Consider the following 18,454-nt stretch of genomic DNA (forward strand, 5'->3'; position numbering starts at 1 on the left):
GAGACAGATTTGTGCCGAGAGGACAAATGTGGAGCTCAACTCTGACCTCCGAGCATATGGTGCGGGTCACATTTGCTCCCTAGGGTTGTCGCTTGAGCGCGATCGATTCACCACACGCAGCCGCGGTCAGTTGCCTTGCGCGTGAATATCGTCGCCTTCCAAACGCGCTGAACCAAAAGCACTTCGAGTCGAAGAGGAACTTCATGAGCACAGCGATTCTCGTCGCACACGTACACCCCGCCGATCCGTCTTCGGAGGATGCGTTCAACCGCTGGTACGACGACGTGCATATTCCGCAGGTCGTCGAACGAGTGCCCGGAGTTGTCTCCGCCTCCAGATTCTTCCTGGCGGATGTGCAGTTGCTGCCCGAGGATGCATTGCCCGCGCGCCGCTACCTGAGCATCTATCAACTCGACACGGAAGATCTCGCGGGCACCGCGCAGGCGTTGGGAAGTGCTTTGGGCGACGGAACTCTCGACATGTCCGAGGCCATCGCGACCACCGGTGACACCGGACCCGAATTGCTTTTCTACGTCCCGACCGAGAATTGAAGGGGAACGCTGACATGTCCGATCTTCTCGCGAACAAAGTTGCAATTGTCACCGGCGCAGGTGCCGGAATCGGCGCCGCCATTGCCCGGGCATTCGGGGCGGAGGGCGCGAGGGTCGTGGTCTCCGACATCAACGGTGGCGGAGCACAGGCAGTGGCGGACTCGATCGACGGAGCTATCGCTGTCACAACTGATGTCACCGACGAACAGCAGGTCAAGGATCTCGTCGCCAGAGCGGTCGAAGAGTTCGGCGGACTGAACGTCGTAGTACCCAACGCCGGTATCGCCACCACGACCCCGCTGATCGAGACCTCGTTCGAGGACTGGCGGAAAGTGATGTCGGTCAACCTCGATGGAGTGTTCTTGACAGTGCGTCATTCGCTGCCCGCTCTCGTCGCATCCGGTGGCGGTTCGATCGTGAACATCTCGTCGATCTCGTCGACCACCGGCTCGCCTTTGATCGGCAGCTATGCCGCAGCCAAAGCAGCAGTTCGCAATCTCACCGAAACCCTGTCAGCCGAACTTCGCTTCCACGGAATCCGCGCGAATGCATTGCTGCCCGGATTCATCGATACCGACCTGGTCAAGAGTCACCAGCAGGATTTCGAGAATGCCCTCGGCCTCGAGTCCGGGGGATTCGACGACCTGATGGTCACTAAGCAGACGCGCTACGGCCGGACCGAGGAAGTTGCCGCCGCCGCAGTGTTCTTTGCGAGCGACCAGTCGTCGTGGTGCAACGGCAGCAGCCTGGTTCTCGACGGAGGGTTCACCGCTTCTCTCCTCTGAGCAGCAGAACCCTTTCCGAACGTCACCCGATCACCATTCGTGCGAGGATCCACACCATGACCAACCGCGCCGTGTACGTACTCCCGCCTGGAGGATTGAACAACCTCGAATCGAGGACGATCGAGACCCCGGGCCCGGGTGCGGGTGAGGTGACGATCGCGATCCACGCGAATTCGCTCAACCACCATGACTACCTCGTGGCGACCGGAGAGATAGCGACCGACGGTCCGCGGATCCTGTTGTCCGATGCTGCCGGGGAGGTCGTTGCGGTCGGAGACGGCATAACGCAGTTCAGCGTCGGAGATCGCGTGATGAGCACCTATTTGCCGCATTGGCGGAGCGGCACACCGGATTTCGACGGATTCGGAAATTCGCCGGGTGACGGTGTCGACGGGTTCGCCCGCGACACCGTCACCGTGCCGGTATCTGCTGTGACAGTGATGCCGCGAAACTACACCTACGAGGAAGCCGCTACCTTGCCCACCGCAGGTTTGTCAGCGTGGCGCGCACTATTTGCCGGAGTCCCGATCATCCCAGGGTCGTCGGTGTTGATCCCTGGGACCAGCACGGTAGCGTTGTTTGCCGTCCAGCTGGCCAAAGCTGTTGGAGCCCAGGTGATCGCAACCTCGTCGGCCCCCGACAAGATGGCTCGATTGACCGAACTCGGTGCCGATCACGTGGTCAACTACCGCGAGCGCCCGGACTGGGGATCGGAGGCGATGCGGCTCAGCGGCGGAATCGATCTCGTCCTCGACGTCGGCGGGCCTTCCACGCTCGGTCAATCTCTCGCGGCAGTCCGACCCGGCGGGCGGATCTGTGCGCTGGGAATCATGAACGGCCCGTCGTCGTCGATCGACCTGACTTCGCTACTGACCAAACAGGTCACCATCGAAGGTGTTCTGGTGGGCAGTCGTGCACATCAGGAGGAGATGGTCGCCGGGCTGGAGAGCCTGGCGCTTCGTCCCGTCATAGATTCTTCCTACAGCCTCGACCACCTCGCTGACGCTTTCGAGCAGCAGAAATCCGGGCAGGCCTACGGCAAGATCGTCATCACAAACCCTTGATCGCTTGCCGGTCCCAACGGGGATCGGTGAGGATTTCCGCCGAGTCGCCGACAAATGCACGTGCGGCAGTCTGGTCGCCGCTCAGGGTGAATCTCAGCCACGCGGTGAGGTAGCCCCGGAATCCTTCGCCATCTGCGGCCCAATTGTGGCCGACGCCAAGCAGTCTGCCGCGGACCGCCGGTCCGGCGGTTTTGTCGAAGTACTCAGCTTGCGGATCGGCGGTGGAGACCGGGTCGTCGGCGCCGGTCATGAAGAACGTCGGTCCGGTCAACTGGGCCACGTCGATCACGTCGACAGGTCGCGAGGCCCACCACGGGTCCGGCAAATCGAGCACCGCTGTGGCGGTGATCAGATTCGCCGACTGAGTTGCAGCGTTGATCGCGCCGCCTGCCCCCTGGGAGTGGCCGACCGAGGCAATGTTTTCGGTGTCGATCCTCTGGTGAAAAATGCTGTCAGCGTTGGTGTTCTGATCGACGATGTAATGGGCGGCACCCAGAATCTCGGTACCGTCGCCGGTCACGCTGCTGTCGGCCACCACAACGACAAAACCCCAAGAAGCGAGATGCTGCAGGAGCGCTTCGTACTCTTCGTAAGTCGCATAGCTGCCGTTGCCGAAGGTGACGACGGGATGCCGATTGCCATCAGACGACAAGCCGGCTGGGTAGAACAGTTGGTACCCGGGAACTGAATCGGCAGCCACTTCATGCGCACCCTTGGCTGCATACAGATCGCTGATCGATTCCGACGCGATGGATTCGGTGGTCGCGACTTCGGGAGTTGTCGGAACCCCCGCGGTGGCATGAGTGACGGCACCGGAGAGTGCCAGCAGACACGATGCAGTCACGACGGCGAACGAGTACGTGGTTCGAGAAGGCATGGGCACAAGTATGTCTTGTACGGTCGCGGTCGGTCAGGCCGAGACGGGTGTGTGCCGATCTTCGCCGATTCGATCTCGAATGAGGAAGACGGCGATCACCCCGAAGACGACCAAGAGGACCGTCAGTAGAGAGGTGATGGCGGCGGCGCCGCTCACTTCCGTGGTCACCGAAGTGTCCAGCCCGCCGGTCGAGAGAATTGTGGTGGGGTCGGTGAGGCCGTGTAACACGATTGCGGCCCAGATCGTGCCCGTCACACGCATTGTCAGGTACATGCACATACCGAAACCGAAGGTGTAGACCACGGTGACCAGAACGGTTGACGCCTTCATCCCGGCGATGAGGTTGACGGTGTGCATGAGTGCAAACACCAGTGAAGACACGACGGCGACAAAGCGCTCGCGGTGGCCGGCGTCGCGCAGCATCTTCACTGCCAGGCCACGGGTGGCCAATTCCTCGGTCAGGCCGACGCACGCACCGAGCACCAGCAGGGCGATTACCTCGCCGGTGGTCCAGGCGCTCCAATCGGTTCCCGCCAGATGCGCAACAATGGCGGCGACCACGATGATCGGACCGATCCACATCCAACCGCGCCCACGAATGGGTTGTGGGCCGAAGACGCCGCGCAGCCAGCCGACCTTTGTCGTGAAAACCAGCAGGGCGATCCCGCCGATCGCGATGGGCAATGCGACGCCGAGGAGGATGCTGGAGGCGCTTGCCACGACATTGTCCGTGTCGATCTGGTCTGCAAAAACCCTGGAGGTAACCTGCCCGACAGCAAGATAGAACGCCAGGTAGACGACGATCAGCAGGAGCACTTTCCATACGGTGGGGCGACTCCAAAAACCGGACTTTTCGGGAACCGTATTGGTCATTGTCAGATCGTAAAGGGAGCTGCACGAAAACGCCCGGGTACCGTCTATTCGGACAGCAGCGAACACGAAGGCAGGCGCAGAAGAAATGTTGGAAGTCGATTTGAATGCACTGGACACGGCTTTGGCAGCGGGTGAGCCGTTGATCGACGTCCGTGAGGCCGACGAGTTCGCTCAGGTCCGAGTTCCCGGTGCGACGCTCATTCCGCTCAGCGAATTCGTCTCTCGCGTGGGTGAAATTCCGGACGCGGAAACGGTGTACATCATCTGCGCCGTCGGTGGTCGGAGCTTGCAAGCCGCTGAGTATCTGCAGGCTCGCGGCATCAATGCCGTTTCGGTGGCCGGTGGAACGATGGCGTGGTACCAGTCGGGGCGCCAGGTCGAGACCGGCGAATAGTGCGTAACTGTTGGGGCAGCTCCCGTTTACGGAGCTGCCCCAACACGTCACTTCCGCCAGAACAGGTGGTGCGTCACGCCGCTCGGGCTCGGCACAACGTCGAGGTTGAAGCGGTCGAGTAACTCGTCAGGTGTCTCCCACAGTCGTAGACCGGATCCGAATTCGATCGGGGAGACAGCGATGTGCATCGTGTCGACCAGATCGGCGTCGAGGAATTCACGGATAGTGCTGACTCCGCCGCCGAGTCGAACGTCCTTGCCCTGCGCTGCCTCACGTGCCTGCGCGAGGGCCGTCGCGGGGTCGGCGTCGACGAAGTGGAATGTCGTGTCCGATAGCGTGAACGACGGCCGCACGTGGTGGGTCAAGACAAAAACCGGGGTGTGGAACGGTGGCTCGTCGCCCCACCAGCCCTGCCACTCGAGATTCTCCCAAGGGCCGCGGTAGGGTGAGAATTTGTTGCGGCCCATGATTTCGGCGCCGATGTTGTTGGAGAAGTCCCGCGTGAAATAGTCGTCGAGGCCTCGGCTGCCGCCGGGATCGGTGCGATTGGGCCAGCTGGCCGTAGCTCCTGCCCACGCAAACATTTCACCGTGGTCCAGGCCGAACGGGCTCTCGAAGCTCTGGTCCGGACCGCAGGCTATTCCGTCACTGGAAACGCCGAAATTCTGCACTCGCAATAACTGACTCACCGTGTACTCCTGCTCTCGACAATGGTCTACGTGAGTACAGACCGTACGGCGAGCCAAAACTCATCGGTGCGAATTCATGCAGCCGCCGGTAGAACTCCACTGCGGATCGACCGGACGGTCCTGACCGCGACGGTTGCCCAGATGGGGATCAGTACGGTCAGCAGGGCAAGTGCGATTCCCAGGATCAGGGTGGAACCGGTGGCGACTCCGAAGGCATTCGCTCCGACGGCACATGCTCCGATGGGGAAGGTGAAGCTCCACCAGCCGAGCGAGAAGTCCAAGCCGCGGCGCAGTGCGTGGATGGTGACGACGGTGACGGTGACAAACGCGATCACGCCGATGATTCCGACGACGGTTCCGTAGGCGATCCCGAATTCGTGCAGGGTGTCGGCATGCTCGGGGCTGAGTGCATGCCGTGAGGCGGCGGCCAACAGGTTGGATGCCGCGATCGACTGTCCGATCACGCCCAACGGAATCCACAGTGAGGGAATGGCATTGAACGGGATCACGTCGACGCCGGCCGAACGGTTGCGTGCGAACTGCCTGGCGACGGCTACCAGAATGCCGATGGCGGCGGTCAGCGCCAGAGCGAACAGGATGTAGCAGAAAACCAGTACCGCGATGCGTGGAGCGCCTTCGGGCATGTGGGTGCTGACCGCTGCGCCGGTGGTGGCCGAGACCATCGGAGGTACGACGGGCATGAGCCAGAACGGCATTGCCGTCGCCATCCCGGCATCTCGAACGAGTCGAATCATCATCACGACGTAGGTGACCAGGCCGAGTGCCGTGCCGAGTGTCCACAGTGTCAGCGACACGGTGATCGCCACGTCGTGGCCGAGGAAGTCCGGGCCGGTGATGCCGGTTGCGGATCCCACGGTCAGCAGTGCCATTGCGACGGCGCCGTAGAAGGGGAACATCGCGGGGCTGTGCAGGTAGGCGAGGGCCTGACATCGATGTTGTGACCAATGGGTGGCAAATGCTCCGATCAAGGCGCACAGTACGAGAACCGCCAGAACCCAGAAGATCTCGGAGACCAGTTTCAAGCCCTCGATCTCCGGTTCGAGCGAAGCGGCGGCCACCGACACGATTCCCGTTCCCATCGCTGCCGCGAACCAGTTCGGAGTGATGTGGGCGAAGGTGGAACTCGTTGTGGTGGTCATGTATTTCACTGTCGTCTCATCCGGTCCGTACCGGTAGACCGGTTGTTCTTGAATGCCCACAAACTCGCCTTGTGGGTCTAATCTTGGGACTATGTCGTTGTCTCCTCGGGTGCCGGAACTCAGTGCCCTCGACGTCCTCCTTTCCGTAGGGCGTCTGGGCAGCATGGGTGCTGCCGGCCGGGAGCACGGACTCAGTCAGCAGGCGGTCAGCGCCCGGGTGCGTTCGGTCGAACGCCAACTCGGAATCAAGGTGTTCGATCGAGCGGCGACCGGTGTTCGTCCCACCGCCGAGGGCGGTCTGATTCTCGAGTGGGCAAGTCACATCCTCGTCAGTGCCGAGGAAATGGCATCGGGAGTTGCCGCACTTCGCGGTGAACGTGATGCTGCCGTCACGGTTGCCGCCAGCATGACCATCGCCGAGTATCTGGTTCCCGGATGGACGGTCGCGATGCGGCACAAGTTCCCCAACGTCGTGGCGTCGGTGAGCTTGCACAATTCCTCGGACGTCTCTGCTCAAGTTCAGGCCGGCCAGGCCGATATCGGATTTGTCGAAGGGCCGGATGTGCCGTCGGCGCTCGCGTCGTGCGAAGTAGCGCGTGATCACCTCGTCGTGGTTGTGCCGCCGGGACACGACTGGGCGAATGGTGTGCCCGTTCCGGTCGAGGAACTCGCACGCACACCGCTGATTCAGCGCGAGTCAGGGTCCGGTACGCGCCTGACGCTCGAGAATGCTGTTCCCGATTGTGTGCCGCCGCTGCTCGAGCTGACCTCGTGTACCGCTGTCAAGGCTGCGGTGGTGGCAGGCAACGCCCCGGCTGTTCTGTCGTCGCTGGCAGTTGCCGCCGACCTGACGGACGGCCGACTGGTCGCGGTCAACGTCGACGGCTTGCGGATGCCGCGTCGACTCCAAGCCGTCTGGGATCCCGATCGCGGATTGCGCGGTGCGGCAAGAGATTTCCTCGACATAGCGCTCGGATCCAACACCGCTGTTCATTCACGCTGACGGCTACGGCCGCTATCGGACGGTGTCGATCCCCGCGAGGATGAGCTCGATGCCTGCCAGAAACTGTTCTCGGTCGTCGTGGTCGCGCAACTGCGCCGTCACCTGATTGAGGAACGGGTACTTCGCAGAGTCGAGTTCTTCCCATCGCGTGGCGACGCCCGCGAGGAAAGCGGACCGATCTGTCTCACGGGGGAGCAGACGGGCGCCCGCGGCGTACTGTCCGGCGAGACCGAGCACGTAGTTCAGGAGCGCGGACGCGCAGTCGAACTGTGCCGATTCGGGAACGCCGAGCGCCTGGAGTTGCTCGCCGAGACTTTCGAAGATCTGCATCACCGCTGATTGCCACGGTTCACGTGAGAGTTGGGTGCCGACCCAGGGGTGGGCGTCGATCGCGTCGAACACGCCGAGGGTGATGGTCCGGATCGCCTCCCGTGGGGCTGCGCCTTCGGTTGCACCGGTTGTCACGCGGGCGATGACGTCGTCGGTCGCCGCGGCGAGCAGTTCGCTCTTGTTGGCAACGTGCCAGTAAATCGCCCCGCTACCTGTTGCCAGGCGTGCGGAGAGCGCGCGAAATGTCAGCGCGGCTTCGCCCTCGTCGTCGAGGATCTCGATCGCAGCCTCGACGATTCGCTCCTTCGAGAGCGCATCCGTACGTCGTTCGGTCCGCTGATTCCTGGTCGCCATGCGAACCATCTTGACATATCTGGAACGCCGTTCCAAGATGTCATTGGAACGACGTTCCAATCGAAGCCTGAAAGGAAACAAACATGAGCAACTCGATAACGATCATCGGGGCGGGCCTCGGCGGTCTGACCCTCGCGCGTGTCCTCCACGTTCATGGAATTCCGTCGAAGATCTATGAGGCGGAACTGTCGGCAGAAGCTCGCACGCAGGGCGGCCAACTCGACATCCACGAACACAACGGTCAGGCCGCGCTCGACGCTGCCGGCCTCACCGACGAGTTCCGCGCGATCATCCACGCGGGCGGCGCCGCGTCGCGCGTACTCGATCAACACGCCGCCGTGCTCCTCGACGAACCCGACGACGGCACGGGAGCACGTCCCGAGGTGCTGCGCGGCGACCTCCGTCGAATCCTGATTGATTCCCTTCCGGACTACACGATCGAATGGGGACGCAAAGTCGACACTGTGCGCTCGCTCGGAGATGATCGCCACGAGTTGACCTTCGTCGACGGTTCGACAGTGACCACCGACCTTCTCGTCGGTGCAGACGGTGCCTGGTCGAAGATCCGGCCGCTGCTCTCCGATGCGAAGCCGGAATACGTCGGCACCACGTTCGTCGAGACCTACCTCTACGACGTCGACGAGAAGCATTCGGCTGCAGCCGAAGCCGTCGGGGACGGGGCGATGTACGCGCCCGCACCAGGAAAAGCGATCGCCGCGCATCGAGAGGCGGGAGACATCGTGCACACCTACGTTCAGCTGAACCGTCCGGCGGAGTGGTTTGCCGGTGTCGATTTCACCGACGCCGCCGCTGCGACAGCGCGGGTCTCGGCCGAGTTCGACTGTTGGGCAACGGAACTCACGGCGCTGATCACCAATGGCGAAACCGCTCCGATTCCGCGGGCGATCTACGCCCTTCCCGACACGCACCGGTGGGATCGCGTGCCTGGGGTGACGCTCCTCGGTGACGCGGCGCACCTGATGGCCCCGTCCGGTGAGGGTGCGAACTTGGCCATGTTCGACGGCGCCGAACTGGGAAAGGCGATCGCCACGCACCCCGACGACATCGAAGGGGCACTCGCCGAGTACGAAGAAGCGATGTTCGTGCGCAGCGCATCCGAGGCCGCGGACTCGCACGTGATCCTTGATCTCTGCCTCGGTGAAGGCGCACCGTATTCACTGGTCGATTTCTTCACCGGCGCTGCTTCCATATCCGGATAATGGGCGAATGCCTGTTGATTCCACTCCCTGGTCTGCCGCGATTGCGCACGTGAGCGGTCTCTCGAAGGGCGGCCCGTTGGATCGAAATCACCGGGTGACGTTGCACTTTCATCCGGACCTCCCGTCTGAACGTGGTCTGACATTGGCCTCAATCGCACGTCAAGGCACCTATGTGACCCAGTTCGAGACTCGAACGAGCAACGGCGGACTGACGGCGCATCACGGCGGCGATCGTTGGCGTTGGGAGAGTCGGATATTCGGCGGAGCTTACGACGAGCGAGAGCCCTCGGAACGGCCGAAGTACGGATCGTTGAACTTCTCCGCCGATCCGTACGGGGCATCTCCTCGGTTCGGCTCGTCCTACTTCCGGCTTGCCGAGCACACGCTCGACCGCACCACTTTCTGCTTTCCCGACAGCGTCTTCGAGCCTGATCTATTCGGAACGGCCGAAGCGATGAGCTTGGTCGGCGCCGCACGGGCTGCCGAGCTCGACGATCCGCTCGACCACTACATCGAGGCGCACGTCCACGGCGCCGTCGACATCGGGACGGACGTCGAGGCGCTCGTTCTGGATCCGAGTTACCGGGGCACACGGATCGAAGAGATCGCCCACTCGCTCACGTGCCCGGTGCTGTGGCACGACGGTTACGCGGTCGATGTCGACGAGATAGCCGAACATCCCGAATACCGGGGAGCGGCCGTGATCGACCTTGCCCGAGAAATTGCGCACGGCAGGCGGCTGACGCCTGCCGTCCTGGGGCTCGCACGGGGTGCATCCTTCGATCCGCAGGACGTCAAGAAGGTTTGGCACTACATCGCTCGATTCGGCGGCAGGGCGTAGAACTGGGCATTCGCGTATCGCTGCCCGTCGACGACCGCTGGTCCCGGGACCGCACATCGGCCCGAAGGTCGCGGTGAGGAAAGAGTGATTGATACGCAACATCGGGCATGAACTCCCGAAACAACTGCATCCGAAGATAGAAGTCGACCTTGATCCTCGGTCGAAGGGATGCATGAATCGATGGGCGCTCAACTCACCACCACCAGTGTCGACACACTCTGCGCGTACTGCGGGGTGGGCTGTGGTCTTGTCCTCGACATCATCACCGATCCGGAGACGGGACGTCGGAAGGCTGCGAAGTCTTCCGGTCTGAAGACACATCCCACCAACTTCGGGCGTCTGTGCACCAAAGGCACCACGACCGCAGACATGCTCGCCGGCCCGGGGCGCATGGAATCTGCATATCGCCGTCCGCGCCGAGGTGATGCGATCGAAGCGGTGGACATGGCCGCAGTCATCACTGACACCGCCCAGCGCCTGCGGGCAATAATCGACGAGCACGGTCCCGACGCGTTTGCGTTGTACGTGTCCGGGCAGATGTCACTCGAAGCTCAGTACCTGTCGAACAAACTGGCCAAGGGCTTCATCGGGACCAATCAGATCGAATCGAATTCCCGTTTGTGCATGGCAAGTGCCGGCACCGGATACAAGCAATCGCTCGGGGCCGACGGACCGCCCGGTTCCTATCAGGACTTCGAACATGCCGACGTGTTCTTCGTGACCGGCGCGAACATGGCGGACTGCCATCCGATCCTCTTCCTTCGAATGCAGGAGCGGGTCAAGGCGGGCGCGAAGTTGATCGTCGTCGATCCTCGACGCACCGCCACCGCCGACAAGGCGAACTTGTTCCTGCAGATCGCTCCCGGCACCGATCTCGCGCTACTCAACGGACTACTCCACCTGCTCGTCGTAAACGGCCACACCGATCCGGACTTCATCGCCGACTTCACCGAAGGCTGGGAGGTGATGCCCAGTTTCCTCGCGGAGTACACGCCTGCGAAGGTCAGCGAGATCACCGGTATCCCCGAGGCCGACATCCGCACTGCAGCGCAGTGGATCGGTGAGGCTGCAAACTGGATGAGCTGTTGGACAATGGGTTTGAACCAGAGCACCCACGGCACGTGGAACACCAACGCCATCTGCAACCTTCACCTTGCGACCGGTGCGATCTGCAAGCCCGGCAGCGGTCCGTTCTCGTTGACCGGTCAGCCGAACGCCATGGGTGGGCGTGAAATGGGCTACATGGGGCCAGGTTTGCCCGGCCAGCGCGCCGTGATGGTCGACGCCGATCGCGACTTCGTCGAGGAGCGATGGGGGATCCCGCAGGGCTCGCTGCGCACCGACATCGGCGGTGGCACCATCGACATGTTCTCCCGAATGGCGGCGGGTGACATCAAAGCGTGCTGGATCATCTGCACCAATCCCGTTGCGACGGTAGCCAACCGCAAGACCGTCATCGACGGCTTGGAGAAGGCCCACCTCGTCATCACCCAGGATGCTTTCCTGGGCACCGAGACCAACGAATACGCCGATGTTCTGCTGCCTGCTTCGCTGTGGACAGAGTCCGACGGAGTGATGATCAATTCCGAACGCAACCTGACGCTCTTTCAGCAGGCACTGGATCCGGTTGGGCAGGCGCTGCCTGATTGGCAGATCATCGCCCGGATCGCCTGCGAGATGGGGTACGCCGAAGCGTTCACCTACACCTGTGCCGAAGAGGTGTTCGAAGAGATCAAGCAGTTCTGGAATCCGAAGACCGGCTACGACTTACGCGGCGTCACCTACGAGCGCCTCCGCAAGACATCGATCCAGTGGCCATGCCCGCCAGACAGTGATCAGGACCGTCATCCCATCCGATACGTCAATGACGGTGTCAGTCAAAGGCTCCTGATCCGCGATGACGGCAGCACTCCGCGGCTCGCATTTCCCACCGCCACTGGCCGTGCGATGTTCTTCGCACGGCCGCACATGCTTCCCGCCGAAATGCCCGACGACGACTACCCCTTCCTGCTCAACACCGGTCGTCTCGCGCACCAGTGGCACACCATGACCAAGACCGGCAAGGTGGCCAAGTTGAACAAGCTCAACCCAGGTCCCTTCGTCGAGATCCATCCCGACGACGCCGCCAGGCTCGGCATCGTCGACCAGGATGCGATCGAGGTTGCCTCACGTCGCGGTCGCGCTGTGCTTCCGGCTGTTGTCACCGACCGAGTGCGTCCGGGGAACTGCTTTGCCCCATTTCACTGGAACGACGCCTTCGGTGAATATCTGTCCATCAACGCCGTCACCAACGACGCCATCGACCCTGCCTCGCAGCAACCGGAGTTCAAAGCCTGCGCTGTCACTATGACGAAGGTCGCCGTGAACACACCTGAAACAGTGCTCGCCGAGGCGGCGCTGGTGGCTCCCGCGCCAGCTGATCGGGCTTTGTCGCGAACCGATGTCCTCGCGGGCGTCCTCGGTCAAACAGGAACACCTGCAGTGGTATTCGATCCGCTCCAACAGAGCTATCTGGCCGGCCTTCTCGCTGCGTTGCGTGCGGACGCCGATCGCACTGCCGGGGTACCTACCTTGCCGTCGACGGCACCCTTCGATGCCGAAAAGCGGATGTGGGTCGACGGTGTTCTGGCCGGCCTGTACTCGCGGATCTCACTTCCTGACACCGACGGGCTTGCGTTGTCATCGAGTCCGAGTATTGGATCCGAGCGCGCGCCGATCGTGGTGCTCTGGGCATCGCAGACCGGAAACGCGGAAGAATTCGCTGCTGAGTGCGCCACTCGTCTCGGGGGAATCGGCTTACCCGTGGTGATGCACGCGATGGACGAGTTCCCCGCCGCCGACCTGGCAGCTACCAGAGAGGTCCTGCTGATCACCAGTACCTCCGGTGACGGCGAATCCCCGGACAACGGCAGCGGTTTCTGGGATGCGTTGTCTGCTGACACGGCGCCCCGCATGTCCGAGACACGTTATGCAGTCATCGCTTTCGGCGACTCGAACTATGCCGACTTCTGTGGACACGGACGAAAGCTCGACGCCCGCCTTGCCGAACTGGGAGCCAGTCGTATCGTCGATCGCGCCGACTGCGAGCCCGATTTCGAGGACACCGCTGCTGGATGGCTGGAGGCGGTCACGGCTGAGCTTCGGAGCTCGGTGGCCGGCGAGACGACCGACGTCCTCGTTGCAAAGAAGAATTCTGGGACAACCGTTGCAGCCGCGCCGATTTCACCGGCGATGTCGCCGCCGCTGCGATACAACAAGAAGGCGCCACTGACCACAGCCTTGACGCGCAATGTCGTGCTCAACCGTCCGGGTTCTTCCAAAGACGTGCGGCAGTTGGGCTTTCACCTTCCAGGTGACACGGTCAGTTACGAAGCCGGCGACGCTCTCGGAGTCTGGCCCCGAAACAGCTCTCCGTTTGTCGACGAGTGGCTCACCCTTACCGGCCTCGACGGTGACGAGACCGTCGAACTGGGGCAGTACGGGGAAATGACGCTGCGTACCGCGCTCACCGAGCGCCTGGAGATCACTCGAATCTCGACCGACATGATTCGATTCGTGCATCAACGAACCCGCGATTCGGACCTGGCCGAGTTGTTGAAGCCGGAGAATGTCTCCACGTTCAAAGACTGGTCGTGGGGACGACAGTCCGTCGACATTCTCGCGCAGTCGCCCGTTCGTGCCTCGACAGACGAATGGCTCTCGCTGCTCAAACCGATTCAGCCGCGGCTGTATTCGATATCTTCCAGTCCGAAGGAGAACCCACGCGAAGTGCAGTTGACGGTGTCCGCGGTGCGATACAACGTTGCGGGTGTCCCACGGCGTGGAGTGTGCTCGACTTACCTCGCCGACCACGCTCACGATGACGACATCGGTATCTACGTGCAGAAGTCGACCCACTTCCGGCCACCTTCCGATCCCGAGACCCCGATGATCATGGTCGGTCCGGGGACCGGCATTGCACCGTTCCGTGCCTTCCTGCATGAGCGGCGGGCATTGGGGCACACGGGCCCGAACTGGCTGTTCTTCGGAGAACAGCACGCCGCGACCGACTTCTACTACCGCGAAGAAATCGAAGAATTGCGGAAAGACGGATTCCTCACCGAACTCGACCTCGCGTTTTCCCGGGATCAAGCCGACAAGGTCTACGTGCAGGACCGGATGCGTGAGCGGGGTGCGCTGCTGTGGGAGTGGTTGCAGAAGGGAGCGCACTTCTACGTCTGCGGCGATGCCAACCGGATGGCCAAGGACGTCGACAGTGCCCTCAACGGGGTGGTCGCTCAACACGGAAAACTGGCTCCTCGCAGTGCCGAGGCATACGTGAAGGCTCTTTCGGCGGAGAAGCGCTATGTCCGGGACGTCTACTGACGTCGATCAGACGGCGCCCTTGAAACCGTGCTGACGCCAGGCCTCGTACGTCACGAGGGCGGCAGCGTTGGACAGGTTGAGGGACCGGCGTCCGGGCAGCATCGGGATACGCAGGCGCTCGGTGACGTGTTCGTCCGCCAATACTTCTTCGGACAGTCCGGTGGGTTCGGGCCCGAACAGCAGGACGTCGCCGGGTTGGTAGGCGATATCGGCATACGACGTGGTCGCGTGCGCGGTGAAGGCGAATACGCGAGCGGGGGTGACGGCTTCCCAGGCAGCGGTCAGGTTTTCGTGGACCGTGACAGTCGCCAGGTCGTGGTAGTCCAAGCCTGCGCGCTTGAGCTTCGGCTCCGACAAGTCGAACCCGAGAGGGCCGACCAGGTGGAGTTCGCAACCGGTGCCCGCGACCATGCGGATCGCGTTTCCGGTGTTGGGTGGGATGCGGGGCTCGTGGAACATCACTCGGAACACTCGAGGAACTGTACCGGGCGACGTATCGGTGCCCACGTCCGTGAGAAGACCGGTCGGGAAGTGTGGGCGAATTGGTAACAAACCGGCCAGTCCGTGCGAATCTATTTCCGGCACTCTTCGCAGAACGGACATTTTGATGAACCCTCCCGCCGGTTGGAACCCCGACCCCTTCGACCCCACGATCGACCGTTACTGGGACGGTCAGCAGTGGACCGCGCAGACACGGCCCAAGGGCGTCGACGCACCCACTCAGGCTTTCGGCACTCCCACGCAGGTCTTCGGCGCACCCGGATCGGCGGTGCCGGACACTAACGCCGAGGAAGGCAAGACGCGGCGTAAGTGGCCGTGGATCGCCGGCGCGGCAGTCGTGGGGCTGGTTGCCATCGCCGCGGCGACGGGCGCGGGCAAGTCGGAAGAATCGACGACGCCTGCTGTGACCACTTCTACGACAGCGGCGGCGACGACAACCAAAAGCACGGTCCCGTCGACGACGAAGACCACGACTTCGTCCCTCTTGCCGACGACGACAACGATCGTGCCGCCACCGACGACAACCACCGTGGCAATAGTGCCGCTGGTGCCTCAGGTACCGGAGACCACGACAACGCCGTACGTTCCGCCCGCTCCGGCCTACACGCCGCCGAAGACAACAGAACCGGCGTACGTTCCGCCGCCGGCCAAGGTGCCTGACGCGGGGGTGTATTACGCCAACTGTGCAGCCGTGCGAGCGGCCGGTGCTGCCCCGATCTACCGCGGCGATCCCGGCTATTCGTCCAAGCTTGATCGTGACGGTGACGGCGTGGCCTGCGAGACCTAGGCGATCGAACCGGTGTCGGTGCGGCGGGGCAGTATGGACGGCATGCTCCCCGAAGAATCCGACGATGTCGTCGGCGAAGACTATTCAGACGCGCGGCTGGCCGGGCAGAAGTGGCGTCAGCGCACTTTCACCAACTGCAATTTCCGAGACGCCGACCTCACCGGACTCACGACGGAGTCGGTGGTGTTCACGGATTGTGATTTCACCGGCACCGATCTGGGGGAGTCCGTGCACACGGGAACTGCGTTTCGCTCGTGCAATTTTGCCCGGACCAGCCTGTGGCACAGCACGTTCCGAAACTGCAGTCTGCTCGGGTCGACGTTCGACGGTTGCCGCATCCGGCCGTTGACGCTCGACGAAGTCGACTTCTCGTTGACCTCACTCGGTGGGGCGGACCTGAGGAAGATCGACTTCACCTCATGCCGATTCCGTGAAGCGAACCTGGTTCGGGCCGACATGCGGGGCGCGGTGCTGGCGTCGGCGGATCTGTCCGGTGCTCGTACGGGTGGACTCAAACTCGAAGGTGCAGATCTGCGCGGTGCGCGGATCGATCCGAGCCTGTGGACGTCCGCGTCCGTCGGAAACGCGCAGATCGAGTTGATGCAGGCGGTGGCGTACGCGTCGGCGCACGGTCTTGTCGTCGACATGAAGTAGCAGCGCCTAGCTCTCCAAGCGCTCCTCGAGGCGCACCGTCACCAGCTCGCCGGTCTCCTTGCCGATGGCTTTGCGAAGATCGGCTTTGACCGGCAGCTTGTGGTTACCGTCTCCCAACGCCATGAACGAACTCTGGAACGGATGTCCGTCGATCGTCCCGCGTACCTTGACCAGGCCGCGGGTGCCGAAGAACTCGGCGGACTCCGGCCAGATCACATAAGTCCACCCGCCCTTGGCGTCGCTCTTCTGCAGGGTGGCCGTGAATTCCTTGTCCAGCAACATGATGTCGGTCCTTTCGAACTCGTCCCAGTCGATCAGCGGATGAATTCCCGTGCGAGCAGATCCATCAGCAGTCCGTCCTTCCACACACCATGGCGATCTCGCGAATACTCGCGCATCACCCCGACGTCTTTGAACCCCACCGATCGGTAGCACGCGATGGCGACGGAGTTGTCGACCTCCGGGTCGATGACCAGACGGTGGAATGCGAGGTCGTCGATCAGGTGGGCACACAGCACGCGAATCGATTCGCGACCGAACCCTCGGCCGTGGAAGTCGGGATCGAGGAACAAGTCGAGCCCGGCGTGGCGGAAGTCGGGGTTGTCCTCTGCCTCATACCACTGGATGAAGCCGATCATGTGGTCGCCGTGGAAGATGCTGTAGCGCGTGGTGCCAGCCTCCGGCGCTGCAGGCCAGTCGTCGTCGGGATTTTGCCACCAGTGCACGACGTCCGGGTGCAGGTGAATTGCCCGCAGACGGGCGTGATGATCGGGCGCGACGGGGGAGAGGAGCACCCTCGGGCCGCGTAGTTCCGGAGCCGTTGTCACTCATCGACCCTAACCTGGAACAATGGTCGCCGTGACTGCAACGATCCTCGACGGCAAAGCTACCCGCGACGAAATCTTCGAAGACCTGAAGGTGCGGGTGAGCGCTCTGAAGGCAGAGGGCATCACACCCGGCTTGGGCACCATCCTGGTGGGCGACGACCCCGGATCCGCGGCTTACGTGCGCGGCAAGCACAACGACTGCGCCAAGGTCGGTATCAATTCTTTGCGACGCGACCTGCCTGCCGACATCACGCAGGAGCAGCTCAACGCGACGATCGACGAGCTCAATGCCAATCCCGAGTGCACCGGCTACATCGTGCAGTTGCCGCTTCCCAAGCACCTTGACGAGAACGCAGCCCTCGAGCGCATCGACCCCGACAAGGACGCCGACGGCTTGCACCCGGTCAACCTCGGTCGACTGGTGTTGGGCAAGGAAGCCCCGCTGCCGTGCACCCCGCGTGGAATCCTGCATCTCCTGCGCCGCTACGAGGTCCCTATTGCAGGCGCACACGTGGTGGTAGTCGGACGAGGCGTCACAGTCGGTCGCCCGATCGGATTGCTGCTGACGCGTCGTAGCGAGAACGCGACGGTCACGCTCTGCCACACCGGTACCCGCGATCTCGCGGCCGAGGTTCGCCGCGCCGACATCATCGTCGCTGCCGCCGGCGTTCCCGGCCTCATCACCGCAGACATGGTCAAGCCCGGGGCAGCGGTCCTCGACGTCGGCGTCAGTCGCACCGACGACGGCCTGCGCGGCGACGTCGCAGCCGACGTCAGCGAGGTCGCCGGCTTCGTCTCACCCAACCCCGGTGGTGTCGGACCGCTGACCCGCGCGTTCCTGATCACCAACGTGGTCGAGCGCGCCGAGCGGGTTCTGGCCGGAGTCTGAGTCCGATGTCCTCACTGGTCGGCCTCGCGAAGAAGAATCTGCCCATGCTCGCGGTCCTCGCCGTGATTGCGGCGGCCGTGGTTCTCGTGCTGGCCGACCGGTGGCGTCGCGGCGCCCTCGTCTTCGGTGTTGCCGTCATCATCGGAGCTGCCGCTCGGTGGTTCGTTCCCGAGAACCGTGTGGGGTTGCTCGCGGTGCGTGGAAGGGTCTTCGACACTGCGGCGATGGGCGTTATGGGTGTGCTGATCGCGACGCTCGCCCTGACCATCGATCCGCTCGGTACCGACTGA

At 62.8% G+C, this 18,454-nt stretch carries 20 protein-coding genes; 12 read left to right on the plus strand and 8 right to left on the minus strand.

From position 1 onward, the window contains the following. The first annotated feature begins 203 nt into the window (after positions 1–203). Genes P0M12_RS22260 through P0M12_RS22270 form a run of 3 tightly spaced genes read left to right on the plus strand, consistent with a single transcriptional unit; the run spans position 204 to position 2,400 of the window. Positions 204–551: a hypothetical protein gene (locus tag P0M12_RS22260; protein ID WP_007727425.1), complete on the plus strand. Its 348-nt coding sequence runs from the start codon at positions 204–206 to the stop codon at positions 549–551. A gap of 14 nt (positions 552–565) precedes the next feature. After that, complete coding sequence (locus P0M12_RS22265) at positions 566–1,336, plus strand: glucose 1-dehydrogenase (protein ID WP_030535097.1); 771 nt, start codon at positions 566–568, stop codon at positions 1,334–1,336. A 56-nt stretch (positions 1,337–1,392) separates the two neighbouring features. Beyond that, on the plus strand, positions 1,393–2,400 hold the full coding sequence (locus tag P0M12_RS22270) for an NAD(P)-dependent alcohol dehydrogenase (protein ID WP_277376830.1): 1,008 nt from the start codon (positions 1,393–1,395) through the stop codon (positions 2,398–2,400). Here the strand turns inward: P0M12_RS22270 and P0M12_RS22275 are convergent. Both P0M12_RS22275 and P0M12_RS22280 read right to left on the minus strand, forming a co-directional pair. After that, the gene (locus P0M12_RS22275; RefSeq protein WP_277376831.1) at positions 2,387–3,277 is read right to left on the minus strand and encodes an alpha/beta hydrolase; all 891 of its coding nucleotides are present in this window, start codon (positions 3,275–3,277) and stop codon (positions 2,387–2,389) included. The two genes, P0M12_RS22270 and P0M12_RS22275, sit on opposite strands and share 14 nt — an antisense overlap. A 33-nt stretch (positions 3,278–3,310) precedes the next feature. Further along, positions 3,311–4,150 carry a CPBP family intramembrane glutamic endopeptidase gene (locus tag P0M12_RS22280; RefSeq protein WP_039972807.1) on the minus strand — a complete coding sequence of 280 codons (840 nt, stop codon included), beginning with the start codon at positions 4,148–4,150 and terminating at the stop codon, positions 3,311–3,313. Between the two features lie 85 nt (positions 4,151–4,235). On the opposite strand from P0M12_RS22280, the gene P0M12_RS22285 reads away from it, so the two are divergent. After that, positions 4,236–4,544 (plus strand): rhodanese-like domain-containing protein, encoded by a 309-nt coding sequence (locus P0M12_RS22285; protein WP_003940684.1) that lies wholly within the window; start codon positions 4,236–4,238, stop codon positions 4,542–4,544. 47 nt (positions 4,545–4,591) lie between these two features. Here P0M12_RS22285 and P0M12_RS22290 read toward each other — a convergent pair whose 3' ends face one another. Together P0M12_RS22290 and P0M12_RS22295 are read right to left on the minus strand one after the other, a co-directional pair. Then, on the minus strand, positions 4,592–5,233 hold the full coding sequence (locus P0M12_RS22290; protein WP_003940771.1) for a dihydrofolate reductase family protein: 642 nt from the start codon (positions 5,231–5,233) through the stop codon (positions 4,592–4,594). A gap of 74 nt (positions 5,234–5,307) precedes the next feature. Further along, entirely contained in the window at positions 5,308–6,393 is a 1,086-nt protein-coding gene (locus tag P0M12_RS22295) for a TDT family transporter (protein WP_042449826.1), read from the minus strand. A gap of 91 nt (positions 6,394–6,484) precedes the next feature. Between P0M12_RS22295 and P0M12_RS22300 the strand changes: the two genes are divergently transcribed. Further along, complete coding sequence (locus tag P0M12_RS22300) at positions 6,485–7,396, plus strand: LysR family transcriptional regulator (protein ID WP_030535095.1); 912 nt, start codon at positions 6,485–6,487, stop codon at positions 7,394–7,396. 12 nt (positions 7,397–7,408) lie between these two features. Here P0M12_RS22300 and P0M12_RS22305 read toward each other — a convergent pair whose 3' ends face one another. Continuing rightward, positions 7,409–8,089, minus strand: a complete 681-nt coding sequence (locus tag P0M12_RS22305; protein ID WP_007727412.1) for a TetR/AcrR family transcriptional regulator C-terminal domain-containing protein — start codon at positions 8,087–8,089, stop codon at positions 7,409–7,411. 74 nt (positions 8,090–8,163) lie between these two features. Here P0M12_RS22305 and P0M12_RS22310 point away from each other — a divergent pair, with 74 nt between their 5' ends. The 3 genes from P0M12_RS22310 to P0M12_RS22320 all read left to right on the plus strand — a co-directional run bounded on the left by P0M12_RS22310 (position 8,164) and on the right by P0M12_RS22320 (position 14,506). Then, positions 8,164–9,300: an NAD(P)/FAD-dependent oxidoreductase gene (locus P0M12_RS22310; RefSeq protein WP_277376832.1), complete on the plus strand. Its 1,137-nt coding sequence runs from the start codon at positions 8,164–8,166 to the stop codon at positions 9,298–9,300. A 7-nt stretch (positions 9,301–9,307) separates the two neighbouring features. Further along, a complete protein-coding gene (locus P0M12_RS22315; protein ID WP_277376833.1) occupies positions 9,308–10,141 on the plus strand; it encodes a DUF3626 domain-containing protein in 834 nt (277 codons plus the stop codon). Between the two features lie 180 nt (positions 10,142–10,321). Then, on the plus strand, positions 10,322–14,506 hold the full coding sequence (locus tag P0M12_RS22320) for a bifunctional nitrate reductase/sulfite reductase flavoprotein subunit alpha (RefSeq protein ID WP_277376834.1): 4,185 nt from the start codon (positions 10,322–10,324) through the stop codon (positions 14,504–14,506). Between the two features lie 6 nt (positions 14,507–14,512). On the opposite strand, the gene P0M12_RS22325 is transcribed toward P0M12_RS22320, so the two are convergent. Next, positions 14,513–14,977, minus strand: a complete 465-nt coding sequence (locus P0M12_RS22325; protein WP_007727408.1) for a tRNA (cytidine(34)-2'-O)-methyltransferase — start codon at positions 14,975–14,977, stop codon at positions 14,513–14,515. A 136-nt stretch (positions 14,978–15,113) separates the two neighbouring features. Here P0M12_RS22325 and P0M12_RS22330 point away from each other — a divergent pair, with 136 nt between their 5' ends. After that, on the plus strand, positions 15,114–15,794 hold the full coding sequence (locus P0M12_RS22330) for an excalibur calcium-binding domain-containing protein (RefSeq protein WP_003940685.1): 681 nt from the start codon (positions 15,114–15,116) through the stop codon (positions 15,792–15,794). A 33-nt stretch (positions 15,795–15,827) separates the two neighbouring features. After that, positions 15,828–16,448, plus strand: coding sequence for a pentapeptide repeat-containing protein (locus P0M12_RS22335; RefSeq protein ID WP_003940770.1), 621 nt, complete (start codon positions 15,828–15,830; stop codon positions 16,446–16,448). Positions 16,449–16,454: 6 nt separating this feature from the next. Here P0M12_RS22335 and P0M12_RS22340 read toward each other — a convergent pair whose 3' ends face one another. Beyond that, positions 16,455–16,730: a DUF1905 domain-containing protein gene (locus tag P0M12_RS22340; protein ID WP_007727403.1), complete on the minus strand. Its 276-nt coding sequence runs from the start codon at positions 16,728–16,730 to the stop codon at positions 16,455–16,457. Positions 16,731–16,762: 32 nt separating this feature from the next. Continuing rightward, complete coding sequence (locus tag P0M12_RS22345) at positions 16,763–17,275, minus strand: GNAT family protein (RefSeq protein ID WP_230587437.1); 513 nt, start codon at positions 17,273–17,275, stop codon at positions 16,763–16,765. A gap of 31 nt (positions 17,276–17,306) precedes the next feature. Between P0M12_RS22345 and P0M12_RS22350 the strand changes: the two genes are divergently transcribed. Together P0M12_RS22350 and P0M12_RS22355 are read left to right on the plus strand one after the other, a co-directional pair. After that, the gene (locus P0M12_RS22350; RefSeq protein WP_174519480.1) at positions 17,307–18,164 is read left to right on the plus strand and encodes a bifunctional methylenetetrahydrofolate dehydrogenase/methenyltetrahydrofolate cyclohydrolase; all 858 of its coding nucleotides are present in this window, start codon (positions 17,307–17,309) and stop codon (positions 18,162–18,164) included. A gap of 5 nt (positions 18,165–18,169) precedes the next feature. Continuing rightward, positions 18,170–18,454, plus strand: coding sequence for a DUF3017 domain-containing protein (locus tag P0M12_RS22355; protein ID WP_003940740.1), 285 nt, complete (start codon positions 18,170–18,172; stop codon positions 18,452–18,454).

The sequence above is a fragment of the Rhodococcus sp. RCBS9 genome (genome assembly GCF_029457415.1).
Taxonomy (GTDB): domain Bacteria; phylum Actinomycetota; class Actinomycetes; order Mycobacteriales; family Mycobacteriaceae; genus Rhodococcus_F; species Rhodococcus_F qingshengii.

Excerpts from the sequence above, each read along its gene's own strand:
- P0M12_RS22260 (WP_007727425.1), top strand. The coding sequence starts at position 204 with ATGAGCACAGCGATTCTCGTCGCACACGTACACCCCGCCGATCCGTCT.
- P0M12_RS22265 (WP_030535097.1), top strand. The coding sequence starts at position 566 with ATGTCCGATCTTCTCGCGAACAAAGTTGCAATTGTCACCGGCGCAGGT.
- P0M12_RS22270 (WP_277376830.1), top strand. The coding sequence starts at position 1,393 with ATGACCAACCGCGCCGTGTACGTACTCCCGCCTGGAGGATTGAACAAC.
- P0M12_RS22275 (WP_277376831.1), bottom strand. The coding sequence starts at position 3,277 with ATGCCTTCTCGAACCACGTACTCGTTCGCCGTCGTGACTGCATCGTGT.
- P0M12_RS22280 (WP_039972807.1), bottom strand. The coding sequence starts at position 4,150 with ATGACCAATACGGTTCCCGAAAAGTCCGGTTTTTGGAGTCGCCCCACC.
- P0M12_RS22285 (WP_003940684.1), top strand. The coding sequence starts at position 4,236 with ATGTTGGAAGTCGATTTGAATGCACTGGACACGGCTTTGGCAGCGGGT.
- P0M12_RS22295 (WP_042449826.1), bottom strand. The coding sequence starts at position 6,393 with ATGACCACCACAACGAGTTCCACCTTCGCCCACATCACTCCGAACTGG.
- P0M12_RS22300 (WP_030535095.1), top strand. The coding sequence starts at position 6,485 with ATGTCGTTGTCTCCTCGGGTGCCGGAACTCAGTGCCCTCGACGTCCTC.
- P0M12_RS22305 (WP_007727412.1), bottom strand. The coding sequence starts at position 8,089 with ATGGTTCGCATGGCGACCAGGAATCAGCGGACCGAACGACGTACGGAT.
- P0M12_RS22310 (WP_277376832.1), top strand. The coding sequence starts at position 8,164 with ATGAGCAACTCGATAACGATCATCGGGGCGGGCCTCGGCGGTCTGACC.
- P0M12_RS22315 (WP_277376833.1), top strand. The coding sequence starts at position 9,308 with ATGCCTGTTGATTCCACTCCCTGGTCTGCCGCGATTGCGCACGTGAGC.
- P0M12_RS22320 (WP_277376834.1), top strand. The coding sequence starts at position 10,322 with ATGGGCGCTCAACTCACCACCACCAGTGTCGACACACTCTGCGCGTAC.
- P0M12_RS22330 (WP_003940685.1), top strand. The coding sequence starts at position 15,114 with ATGAACCCTCCCGCCGGTTGGAACCCCGACCCCTTCGACCCCACGATC.
- P0M12_RS22335 (WP_003940770.1), top strand. The coding sequence starts at position 15,828 with ATGGACGGCATGCTCCCCGAAGAATCCGACGATGTCGTCGGCGAAGAC.
- P0M12_RS22340 (WP_007727403.1), bottom strand. The coding sequence starts at position 16,730 with ATGTTGCTGGACAAGGAATTCACGGCCACCCTGCAGAAGAGCGACGCC.
- P0M12_RS22355 (WP_003940740.1), top strand. The coding sequence starts at position 18,170 with ATGTCCTCACTGGTCGGCCTCGCGAAGAAGAATCTGCCCATGCTCGCG.